The sequence below is a fragment of the Devosia sp. genome (assembly GCF_040509215.1).
Classification (GTDB): domain Bacteria; phylum Pseudomonadota; class Alphaproteobacteria; order Rhizobiales; family Devosiaceae; genus Devosia.
On the sequence record NZ_JBEVLL010000203.1, the window covers coordinates 1 to 11,190 of the forward strand.

Annotated in this window: 10 protein-coding genes and 1 tRNA gene; 4 read left to right on the forward strand and 7 right to left on the reverse strand. The window is 59.3% G+C overall.

Annotated elements, in window-relative coordinates; all coding sequences use genetic code 11:
• The 7 genes from ABW043_RS11230 to ABW043_RS11260 all read right to left on the reverse strand — a co-directional run.
• Nucleotides 1–530, reverse strand: a 530-nt coding sequence (locus ABW043_RS11230; RefSeq protein ID WP_353921294.1) for a sugar phosphate isomerase/epimerase family protein, incomplete at its 3' end; no start/stop codon positions are given.
• Nucleotides 531–670: 140 nt separating this feature from the next.
• A complete protein-coding gene (locus ABW043_RS11235; RefSeq protein ID WP_353921295.1) occupies nucleotides 671–1,813 on the reverse strand; it encodes a Gfo/Idh/MocA family protein in 1,143 nt (380 codons plus the stop codon).
• Nucleotides 1,814–1,819: 6 nt separating this feature from the next.
• Nucleotides 1,820–2,569: a sugar phosphate isomerase/epimerase family protein gene (locus ABW043_RS11240; protein ID WP_353921296.1), complete on the reverse strand. Its 750-nt coding sequence runs from the start codon at nucleotides 2,567–2,569 to the stop codon at nucleotides 1,820–1,822.
• A gap of 174 nt (nucleotides 2,570–2,743) precedes the next feature.
• A complete protein-coding gene (locus ABW043_RS11245) occupies nucleotides 2,744–3,826 on the reverse strand; it encodes an ABC transporter ATP-binding protein (RefSeq protein WP_353921297.1) in 1,083 nt (360 codons plus the stop codon).
• A gap of 4 nt (nucleotides 3,827–3,830) precedes the next feature.
• Nucleotides 3,831–4,745: a carbohydrate ABC transporter permease gene (locus tag ABW043_RS11250; RefSeq protein WP_353921302.1), complete on the reverse strand. Its 915-nt coding sequence runs from the start codon at nucleotides 4,743–4,745 to the stop codon at nucleotides 3,831–3,833.
• 14 nt (nucleotides 4,746–4,759) lie between these two features.
• The gene (locus ABW043_RS11255; protein WP_353921303.1) at nucleotides 4,760–5,680 is read right to left on the reverse strand and encodes a carbohydrate ABC transporter permease; all 921 of its coding nucleotides are present in this window, start codon (nucleotides 5,678–5,680) and stop codon (nucleotides 4,760–4,762) included.
• Nucleotides 5,681–5,795: 115 nt separating this feature from the next.
• Nucleotides 5,796–7,037, reverse strand: a complete 1,242-nt coding sequence (locus tag ABW043_RS11260) for an ABC transporter substrate-binding protein (protein WP_353921298.1) — start codon at nucleotides 7,035–7,037, stop codon at nucleotides 5,796–5,798.
• A 234-nt stretch (nucleotides 7,038–7,271) separates the two neighbouring features.
• Between ABW043_RS11260 and ABW043_RS11265 the strand changes: the two genes are divergently transcribed.
• The 4 genes from ABW043_RS11265 to ABW043_RS11280 all read left to right on the forward strand — a co-directional run bounded on the left by ABW043_RS11265 (nucleotide 7,272) and on the right by ABW043_RS11280 (nucleotide 9,988).
• Nucleotides 7,272–8,339 (forward strand): LacI family DNA-binding transcriptional regulator, encoded by a 1,068-nt coding sequence (locus ABW043_RS11265; RefSeq protein ID WP_353921299.1) that lies wholly within the window; start codon nucleotides 7,272–7,274, stop codon nucleotides 8,337–8,339.
• A 50-nt stretch (nucleotides 8,340–8,389) separates the two neighbouring features.
• Nucleotides 8,390–8,466: transfer RNA gene (locus ABW043_RS11270), tRNA-Arg, on the forward strand.
• A gap of 485 nt (nucleotides 8,467–8,951) precedes the next feature.
• The gene (locus ABW043_RS11275; protein ID WP_353921300.1) at nucleotides 8,952–9,251 is read left to right on the forward strand and encodes a hypothetical protein; all 300 of its coding nucleotides are present in this window, start codon (nucleotides 8,952–8,954) and stop codon (nucleotides 9,249–9,251) included.
• A 209-nt stretch (nucleotides 9,252–9,460) separates the two neighbouring features.
• Nucleotides 9,461–9,988 (forward strand): methionyl-tRNA formyltransferase-like protein, encoded by a 528-nt coding sequence (locus ABW043_RS11280; protein WP_353921301.1) that lies wholly within the window; start codon nucleotides 9,461–9,463, stop codon nucleotides 9,986–9,988.
• The last annotated feature ends 1,202 nt before the right edge of the window (nucleotides 9,989–11,190 follow it).

Here is an 11,190-nt window from a genome sequence, read left to right on the forward strand (position 1 = left end):
AAGGCGTTGAGGATCGGGGTCCAGCGGCGGGCGAGTTCGTCGAAGGCTTCTTCGACGAGGCCAGCGGGGCGCTGCGGCCACGGGTAGATATAGGGCCAGGCGAGCGAGCCGGAGAAGGTGGCGTGGGCGTTGAGGCCGAGGTTCTTCGAGGCCTTGGCGGCATTGAGCAGGGTCTGGACAGCCCATTCCTGACGCGCCTTGGGATTGCCATGGACGGAAGCCGGGGCAAAGCCATCGAAGGCGGCGTCGTAGGCCGGGTGAACGGCGACAAGCTGGCCCTGAAGATGGGTCGAGAGTTCGGTGATCTCTAGCCCATGGCTGTTGACGATGCCCTTGATCTCATCGGCGTAAGTCTTGGAATTGGCAGCCTTTTCGAGATCGATGAAGCTCGATACCCAGGTCGGGATCTGGACGCCCTTGTAGCCAAGCCCCGCTGCCCAGCGGCAGATATTGTCGAGATTGTCGAAGGGAGCCTTATCGCCGGCAAACTGGGCGAGAAAGATTGCGGGGCCCTTGATGGTGGTGGCCATGAGATTCTCCTCGTGTGGCCCCGTAAACCGCCTCAGCCGGGGCTCCTAGTTGATAGTACAGGGCGACGATCGCTCGCCGCCCTGTTATGTCGTATAACATTTTTGACTGACGCGCCGCGCCTGTCAATGAAGTACGTTCTTCAAGCCTTGAGCAAGGCCTTTGCTTCCTCGATGCCGAGGGCAAGCGGACGCTCGCAGGTGGTCTGCAGAGTAAGCACCTGACCGGTTTCGCCGGCCTTGAGCAGACCCGTCATCACTTCGACGACATGGAGAGCGACGTCGAGGCCGCAACGGGCGTTCTGGCCATTCTCGATCGACAGCATCATGTCGGCAAGGCCAGCGCAACGATAGTTGGCGCGCGGCACTTCCTTGTCGAGGTCCTGGTTCGGCTTGCCGAAGGGGTGATCCCAGGGCGTGACAGCCGTGCGGATGCCTTCGATGCCGGTAGTGGTGAGATCACCGCCGAAGAAGTTCGGATCGGGAACGAAGATCGAGCCGTCTGTGCCGTAAAGCTCGATGTTGTGGTGGCCGTGCGCCGCCACGTCCCAGCTCGCGCCGATGGTGATGATGGCGCCGGAGTGGAATTCGAGCACGCCGTGGATCGTGGTCGGAGTGCCGACCTTGATCGTGGTGCCCTTGTAGGGGCCTTCGGCGCTAACGATACGTTCGGCGCGGGCGCTGCCGGTAAAGGCAGAGAGGCGCTTCACGGGACCGAGCAGGTGCACGAGGTCGGTGATGTAATAAGGACCAAGGTCGAGGATCGGGCCGCCGCCGGGCTGGAAGAAGAAGTCCGGATTTGGATGCCAGTGTTCCATGCCACGGCTCATGACGTGGGTCGTGCCGCTCATGATCTTGCCGAGCTTGCCACTATCGATGATGTCGCGAGCCTGCTGGTGGGCACCGCCGAGGAAGGTATCGGGAGCCGAACCGACCTTGAGACCGCGCTCATCGGCTGCCTTCTTGAGGGCGAGGCCCTCTTCGACTGATAGCACGAAGGGCTTTTCGGAATAGGCATGCTTGCCGGCCGAAACGATGTCGGACGACACCTTGTAGTGGGTCGCCGGGATCGTGAGGTTCACGATCACGTCGATTTCGCTGTTTTTGAGCAGCTCGTCCGGGGTCTGGGCGGCAACGCCGAACTCGTCAGCGCGCTTCTTGGCGGCTTCGGGCAGAATGTCGGCCACGGCGCGCACTTCAAGCCCGTTGAAGAGGGGTGCGAGGCGCAGATAGGCGGCCGAGATATTGCCGGCACCCATGATGCCGACGCCATAGGTCTTTGCCATTTTGACTTACTTCCAGTTCTTGGCGGCTGCGATCGAATTGGTGGCGAAGCGCACCGGATCGGACGGCTTGTCGTGCTCGGCGACGAAATAGGCGGCCTTGGTCTTGGCCTTGACCTTGGTGATGAGATCATCCCAACCGACAACGCCGGTGCCGACGTCGGCCCAACCATCTTCGTCGGTCTTTTCGCCAGCGGGGGCGATATCCTTGACGTGGACGGCAGTGATGCGGTCGCCATATTTGTCGAACCAGGCGATCGGATCAGCCTTACCGCGGATCACCCAGGCAATGTCGCATTCCCATTCGATATTGGGTGCGGTTTCGAGGAGAATTTCCATCGGGGTGCGACCCGAGCTGGTGGGCACGAATTCGAAATCGTGGTTGTGCCAGCCGAAGGCATAGCCTTCCTTGGTGTAGGTTTCGCCATGGCGAGCCAGGGTCTCGGCCAGCTTGAGCCACTTGGACTCGTCTTCGCTGCGATCTTCGGGGCCGATATGGGGAACGATGATCTTCTTGATGCCGAGCGTTTCGGCCGTCTTCAACGTGGTCGAGACGTCGGCAGCCTGAGCCGGGCCAAAATGGCCGGTCGGCATGGTGAGGCCGTTCTTCTTGAGATTTGCCGCAAGGCCCGCAGCGTCGGCGTAAAGGCCGCCAAAGCCTTCTACCTGCTTGTAGCCGAGGGCGGCTAGCTTGCCGAGGAACTCGGCCAGATCGGGATAGTTGCGGGCGCTATACAGCTGGAAGGACAGCTCGGTCATCTTTGCCTCTTGGTCAAATTGGAAGCGGAGTCGCGTCGTGGGGAAGGAGTTAGCTGGAACGCAGGTCCGGCGTCACCGCGCCCGGACAGATCGACTGCCGCGAAAGTAATGTCGAACACCGGCCGGGCCGGCAAAACGGCGCCCCATGGGGCGCCGTCAATGGTGGGACGTCTCTCAGAGACGGTTTTCGGTCTCGGCGTTGAACAGAGAGCCGCGAGCAATGTCGAAGCCGATGGTCACCTTGTCGCCGACGTTGAGCGGAATGTCGCTCGAGCAGCGGAAGGTCACCGGCACGCCGGCAACCTTGGTCCAAGCCAGGGTTTCCGAACCCATGGGCTCGACGATTTCGATTTCAGCCGTGGTCTTGAACGGCATGCCCTGGGCGGCATCGCCCAGAAGAATGTGTTCGGGACGAACGCCGAGGACCGCCTTGAGCGAGCCTGCGGGCGAGGTGGTGAAATCATAGGCGCCGACGGGGATCTTGGTGCCATCGGCAGAGGTGAAGGTGGTGCCATCGACCGAGCCGGTGATGAAGTTCATCGAGGGCGAACCGATGAAGCCGGCCACGTAGAGATTGGTCGGCTTGTTGTAGATGGTGTGCGGATCGGCGAGCTGCTGAATGACACCGTTCTTCATGATGGCGATGCGATCGGCCAGGGTCAGAGCTTCGATCTGATCGTGGGTCACATAGATCATGGTGTTCTTCAGGCGCTGGTGAAGGCGCTTGATTTCGACGCGCAGGTCGCTGCGGAGCTTGGCGTCGAGGTTGGACAGCGGCTCGTCGAAGAGGAACACATCGACGTCACGCACCAGCGCCCGGCCGATGGCCACGCGCTGACGCTGACCGCCGGACAGATTGGCCGGCTTGCGACCCAGCAGCGGCTGGATCTGCAGGATTTCCGCGGCGCGGGCGACGCGGCGGGAAATCTCGTCCTTGGGCATGCCGGCGACGCGAAGACCGAAGGAGAGGTTCCGTTCGACCGTCATCTGCGGATAGAGCGCATAAGACTGGAACACCATGCCGATGCCGCGGTCTTTTGGCTCAAGCCAGGTAACGTTCTTGCCACCGATGAAGATCTGACCGTCGGAGACTTCGAGAAGGCCGGCGATGCAGTTGAGCAAGGTCGACTTGCCGCAACCCGACGGCCCGAGCAGCACGATGAATTCGCCCTGCGCGATGTCGAGGTTGAGGTGCTCGAGCACCTTTACGCTGCCAAAATTGAGCGACAGATCGCGAATGGAAACGCTGTGTTGCATTGGGTTATCCCTTCACCGCACCGGCGGCAACGCCGCGGACGAACCACTTGCCGGATACGAAATAGACAGTGAGCGGCACGAGACCGGTCAGCACGGTGGCGGCCATGTTCACGTTGTATTCGGGCGTGCCCTGGGCCGAGTTGACGATATTGTTGAGCTGGACGGTCATCGGGTAGTTCTGCGTGCCGGCGAAGACGACGCCGAACAGGAAGTCGTTCCAGATGCCGGTGATCTGCAGGATGAGCGCCACGACGAAGATCGGCAGCGACATGGGGAGCATGATCTCGAAGAAAATGCGCCAGAACCCTGCCCCGTCGACACGGGCCGCCTTGAACAATTCCTGCGGAAGCGAGGCAAAATAATTGCGGAACAGCAAGGTCAGGATCGGCATGCCGAAGACCGTGTGGATGAGAATGACGGCCTGAAGGGAGCCGAAAATACCCAGTTCACGGGTGATCATCACCAGCGGATAGAGCATCACCTGATAGGGGATGAACGAACCGAAGATCAGGATGGCGAAGAAGATTTCCGAGCCCTTGAAGCGCCAGTTGATCAGCGCATAGCCGTTCACCGCCGCAATGAAGATCGAGACGATGGTGGACGGAATGGTGATCTTCACCGAATTCCAGAAGCCCGGCGCGAGGCCCTGGCAGTTCAGACCCGTGCAGGCGCTGCTCCAGGCCTTGACCCATGCATCGAAACTGGGCGCCTGCGGCAAAGCAAAGATATTGCCGAAGCGGATTTCGGGCATGGTCTTGAGCGAGGTGACGACCATCACGTAGAGCGGGAAGAGATAGTAGAGCGAGAAGAACACCAGCACCGAGTAAATGATGATCTTGCGCGGGGTGAAGAACGGCTTGGGACGCGGGCCCCGAGCCTCGACGACTTCCCCGGAAGCGCGCGGTGCGGAACCGGTCATGGTTGCGGTCTGGCTCATGTGCGTTTGCCCTTTCCGCCAAATTCGAGATAGGCCCACGGGATCATGATGATGAGAACCGTCAGCAGCATCATGGTGGCAGCGGCCAGACCCTGGCCGATATTGCCGCCCGAGAACATGTAATTGAAAACGTACTTGGCCGGCACTTCCGAGGAGATACCCGGGCCGCCATTGGTGAGCGCCACCACAAGATCATAGAGACGGACAATGCCCGAACCGATGATGACAAGGGCGGTGATCAGGACGCCGCGCATCATGGGAAGCACGATCGAGACGTATGTGCGCCAGGTGGGAATGCCATCGATGCGCGCGGCTTTCCAGACTTCTTCATCGACGCCACGCAGACCCGCGAGCATCAGCACCATGCAGAAACCCGTGCCGTGCCAGAGGCCGGCAATGAGCATTGCAAAGAGCACCATGCGCGGATTGGCGATCCAGTCGAAACTGAAGTTGGTCCAGCCCAGGTTGCGCAGGGTTCCCTGCAGGCCGAGCGTGGGGTTCATGATCCACTGCCACACAAGGCCCGTCACGATGAACGAGAGGGCGAAGGGGTAGAGCATGATCGTGCGGAAGGCGCTTTCGAAGCGGATCTTCTGGTCAATCAGCACGGCGAGAATGAAGCCGATGGTCAGGGTGAAAACCAGCGACATGGAGCCGTAGGCAACCAGGTTCCAGACCGAGACATTCCAGCGCGAGGTGGCAAAAAGGCGCTCGTACTGGTCGAAACCGACGAACTTGCCGGTGGGCAGGAGCTTTGAGTTGGTGAACGAGTAATAGATCGTCCAGATCGTACAGCCGACGAAGACGACCAGCACCGTTGCCACCATGGGCAGGGCTGCAATTTTTGCGGGCAGGTTGTGTAGTAAGGTTCTTTGCAGCAGGCCGGGTCGATTGACCGTCTCGGCGCCCGCCTCCATCGGAGCGGCAGTGTCCGCCATGTGTCTCTCCAAGAGCGCGTGGCCGACCTTGTCGAGCAAGGCCGACCACGGATTTCAAAGGTGGGAGCGTACTCCCACCAGGCTAGACGATGGCTTAGTCAGCCGACTCGATGATCGAGGCATAGCGCTCGATGTAGTCGTCGACAGTGATGCTATCGTCGTCGAGGAACTCGGTGTTGAGGTCCTGCGTCTGCTGCTGGGTGTCGCTCGACAGAGCAAAGTCACCGGAGGGCAGCAGGCCGTTCTTGAGGAGGCCAAGGGCCTTCTGCATGCACGGATTGGCAGCAGACAGGTCGATGTCCGTACGGATCGGCATGGAACCCTTGACCAAGTTGAACTTGAGCTGGGCTTCAGGCGAGATCAGGATACGAGCAAGCTGGGCCTGGGCTTCGATGACAGCCGGATCGGTACCTTCGGGGAGAACCGGGAAGTAGAACGAGTCGCCACCACCGGTCAGCTGGTCACCAAGACCAAGAGCGGGGAGACATTCGTAGTCCTTGCCGGGGACGCCGCCAGCAACCTGAAGGTCGCCCTGCAGCCAGTCGCCGTGGATGTTGCCAGCAGCAGTGCCTTCGAGGATCTGCGTACCAACGTCGCCGAAGGACGGCACCATGGTTTCAGGCGAGATGACCTTGCGCAGAGCGTCGAGAGCTTCGGCAACCTTGCGGAATTCCGGCCCACGAACGGCTTCGGCATCCTTGTCGCGGTTGATGGCGAGGACGAGGTCCGAACCACCGAGGCCGGACATCAGAACGCCCGGGATGCCGGAGAAGGGCCAGCCGGTGGCAAGACCGAACGGCAGGATGCCAGCTTCTTCGAGAGCAGGCCAGGATGCGACGTATTCGTCCCAATTGGTCGGAACGGGCTGGCCGATCTTTTCATAGGCCTTGGTGGAGAGCCACAGCCAATCCCACGAGTGGATGTTGATCGGCAGGCAGTAGAGGCCGCCTTCGTAACGGCACGGCTCAAGCAGGCTCTGGTCGACGTAGAAGCTGTCGAGATCGAGATCAGCAACGACGTCGGTGAGGTCGCGGATCAGGCCGGCCTGGATGAGCTCTTCAGCGTCACGGCCGGTATTCATCTGGGTGGCGCCCATCGGATCGCCGCCAATGATGCGGCTGATGATCACCGGGTTAGCGCCAGTGCCGGAACCGGCAAGCGCAGAGTCGACCCAGGTATTGCCGGTTTCTGCCTCGAAAACCTTGGCGAATTCGGCGATAGCGGCCGCTTCACCAGCGGACGTCCACCAGTGGGTCACTTCGAGATCGACCGCAAATGCAGACGTCGAGCCGAGCAGCGCGGTTGCCATTGCGGCAACCACTGCAAACTTCTTCATAGGAATGTCCTCCCAACGAACACGAGGGGCTATGTACCCCATTCATGCTGCCGACCTGCGGGTCCCCGTTTCCTCCAGACACCCCGACCGGCCGCGTGTAATCGATTGCATAACTAATCGAAACTGGTTGTGCAATCGATTTCAGGAGTTTCATACACGTCTTGCGGACCTGTCAAGATCGATTTAGACAGAATGCAATCCTGACAGCGAGAGGGGGCGCTGCCGGACGTGTCTATGGAAAGAAAAACACCGACGATTCAAGACGTTGCACGGTTTGCCAACGTCTCGACTGCCACGGTCAGCCGTGCCCTCTCCTCGCCCGAAAAGGTGAGCGAGGGAACGCGTGCCCGTGTTTCGGAGGCCGTTCGTGTAACCGGTTACACGCTCAATCAGGCGGGGCGCTCGTTACGGCAGCGGTCGGCCAAGACCATCCTCGTCGCCCTGCCCGACATTAGGAATCCTTTCTTCTCCTCGATCCTTGACGCAATCGAACGGGAAGCGGCCGCGCGGGGCTATGGCGTGCTCGTGCTGAACCTCTATTTCGGGCACGAAACCATTCGACGGCTGCAGGATTTCCTGCTCTCGAACCGCGCCGATGGACTGCTTTTGCTGGACGGCTCGGTGGACACCCACCTGCTCCAGACCCTGGCCAGCCAGGCTGGGGCTATCCCGATCGTGGTGGCATGCGAGGAAATCCCGAATTCGGGGTTTCACACCGTGCTCACCGACAATGTGGACGCCGCCGAAAGGGCTACGCAGCACTTGATCGATCTCGGGCACCGCCGGATCGGGCACCTGCTCGGCCCGGAGCACAATGTCGTCTCGCGCGAGCGACTTGCGGGGTTCGGCAAGGCATTGGCCAGCTCCGGGCTGGTGATGGCTCCCGAGTGGAATTTCCGGGGCAATTTCGACATGGAAAGCGGCTTTGCCGCAGCGGCGCGTTTCCTCTCGATGACGGAACGTCCGACGGCGATTTTCGCCGCCAATGACGAATCGGCCATCGGCTTTCTGTCCGCGTTGCGCCAGCACGGCATCATCTGTCCGCAGGACATTTCGGTGGTGGGTTTCGACGACCTCGGCGTTGCCCCGCACTATGTGCCGCCGCTGACGACGATGCGCCAGCCACGCGAGGCACTCGGCCGCATGGCGGCCGAAGCCCTCATCGACCTGCTCGAAGATCCCGATGCGCTGGGCATGCCGCTCAGAATCGTGCTGCGCTCGGAGCTTGTTGTGCGCGAAAGCACGGCGAGAATCGCCCGTGGCGGGACTGACAGAACGCGAACCGATAGCCATTCTTCTTGAGGCCACAGGCATTTCTTTTTTCGCCAGATCAGCTAAAGGAAGGCGCGTGCGGTCCCGTAGCTCAGCTGGATAGAGCAGCAGCCTTCTAAGCTGAAGGTCACAGGTTCGAGTCCTGTCGGGATCGCCAAAATCCCCAATTTTGTTGGGTGAGAATAGATTTTCCCAAAAGTCAGGCATCTATCGCCTGAGAAGCCCTGATTTGCGGGATTTTCCACCGCTGCGGGATGCTTCAAATGCGAGAACCATTTTTCCCAAGATGGCAGCACGGGGCGAGAGATCAGCAATGTCGTGGCCGAACACTACTGCGGCCAGAGGGCCAGAATATTAGGCCCCTGCCCGGCCTGTGTCCCTCTCTTGCTTTCCCATTAGTTTTAGCCAAACCCCTCGAAATCTCCAACAAATCACCGTTTTCTTGTGGGATTACAATCATTTGCTACATTGCCGTTTACTTTGATCCAGGGAGTGCATTCTCGGGTGCGTTGCCATGGGGGTGGATTTGTGAAAATCGCAAGACGCGGTCCCACAACGCAGATATCCGTATGCAACTTAGAAGTGTGGGCGCCCTAGCTGTCCGAAAACCCGGGTCTGCAAAGAGGAGTTGTAGGGGGCGATATGCGTTCTGAATCGGAAAGACAGGCTACCGCTGCGAAGGCTCAACAGATCGGATACGTCGCTCCGCCGATTGAGTTGGAGCCGGCGGGATTAATCGGTGAGGACCGCCGCTGGAACGACTTGTGTGATTGGTTCATCGAGCAAGACTTGGACTGGCACGACGCCATCCTCGTCTACATTAGCGAGCGTTTCGATGACCCAATCCCGAAGGTGTACGCCGGCATCGACTCGTGGACAAAGAGCCGCTTCAACCACTACGAGCGACTCGCAGATCCCGATTTCGAGCCCAACCACAACTAAGCCTCGAAAAAGAGTTGCCCTCTCTCGTCTTTTGGCTCAACCGACCCGAACCATAACTGACAGGCAGTTCAATTCTCAATAAATCCGGGTCACTTCCGGTCGGGCGTCAACAGCCGCTGGCATGCACTCCGCAGGCTCCTCCGAAGCTGGCGGTGGACCTCGAATGTCTGATATCAACCGTCGGCAAAAACATCAGTCGGACATTTCGGATGCAGGAGCTTAGCCACGTTTTGGAGATTGCTACCGCCGCAATCGAGGCAAAGTACTTCAATCTCCCCATCGATGGCGGAAGTCCGATTTATCGAGAGCGTGTCTATTGCTACGAGCTGTATCACCAGCTGCGACGACAATGGCCGATTGGGACGCCATTTAGCGTGAATGGCGAAATCGACAAGAAGGGGCATCTCCAGGTGCAGGCCACTGGAGCAAGGGCAGCGTCACCGGATTTCCTCGTGCATATTCCCGGCTCGATGTCGGGTAACCACGCCATCATTGAGGTCAAGCCGGGCAACGGGAAGCTGCATGGCATACGGAAGGACCTGCGGACGCTCACCGAGTTTCAAGAGAAAGTCGGATATCAGCGAGCGATTTATCTCTTCTACGGTCACTTTCCCGAACGGAAGGTCAATACCGCAGTGGCCGGCCTCGTAGCGGAAAGAGGAGTCGCCCTGCCCGCGATCGAATTCTGGCTGCATGCTTCACCTGGCCCGCCTGCCAGTCTTTGTGCCAAGACATAATTCGAGGGTTCGATGCGGTTTCCAATCTTAGTCGTAGCGATCTGGTCGGCCGTCGCGATTTCAGCCGTCGCCCAACAGTACCCTACCATCGTTGGTGAATGGTACGACATGGAGCATGGAAAAGCGGACTGTGGGACCCCGTGGTCACTTCACATCATGCCTAAGGCAATGAGCGGGTCCGAGACCTATTGCGAGTTCAGTGACGTCCGCAGAGAAGGATGGATGGTGACCTGGAATGGCACCTGCGGTTCTGCAAACGATGAGCGGCCCGTTCGCGTGGTCGCGACTGAAGACCCGAGCAAGGGCGAATTGACGGTGTCCTACAGCACAGGTGTCACCGACACCCACAAAAGCTGCACCAGACGCTGACAGGGCCGTCTTCGAAAATTGCGCTGTCGAGCGCACCCAAACAACCTCAACGTGTCTCGTTATTTGTCGTTTTCGCCCAACATGACGTGCGCGACATGGGGCTGCGCTAGTAGATAACCGTCGATTGTGTTGATCGGCATGTTGATTGTACTCACAGCTATCGGTTGCTGCCTTTTCAATTCCGGCCGTACGTTAATGGCAGTCTCTCCATCGCTGTCAGTTGTCGTTTATCTCCGCCGATCGAGGGGTGGCGCGGGTACCTCGAGAACTAGATCAGGCTAGGGTCCGTTGGCCGCTTCTTGCCGATTGAACGCATAGTCTCGCGGGTCGCTGGCGACTCTGGTCTTGCCGACGATGTAGTCGACGGGCGAATGGATGTGGCCATGAACCCAGAGATCGGGAGCGTACTCTGCGTCCAACATGGGCTGAAGGTCGGAAGCGTAGCAGAAGTTAAGCTGAGTTAGCCGGAGATCCAACGAATAGGATGCGGCGCATGATGCGTCACGACCACGCTGGGTCCATCGTGTGCCTCTCGCAATGTGCGCTCGATAAAGGCCCGCGCAACGATTTGGCAAAGATCTTGATATTGATTGGTCGCTATTCCATTGAGATTTACCGCCTGAGCAGAGGGATAGATGCGATTTAGGGTCGTCACGTCATTTCCATTCGAAAGCAGTGGAAAGATGCTCGGACTGCTTTTCCCTGTTGCTTGGGATGACTGGTTTGAGTTTGAGACCAAATACACCCTCATCGTATTCGACGAGAACGGGCAACGGCACATACCCGGTACACTAAAGATCGGCCAAAGGGGGCTTGTCGGACGTGGAAGGGAC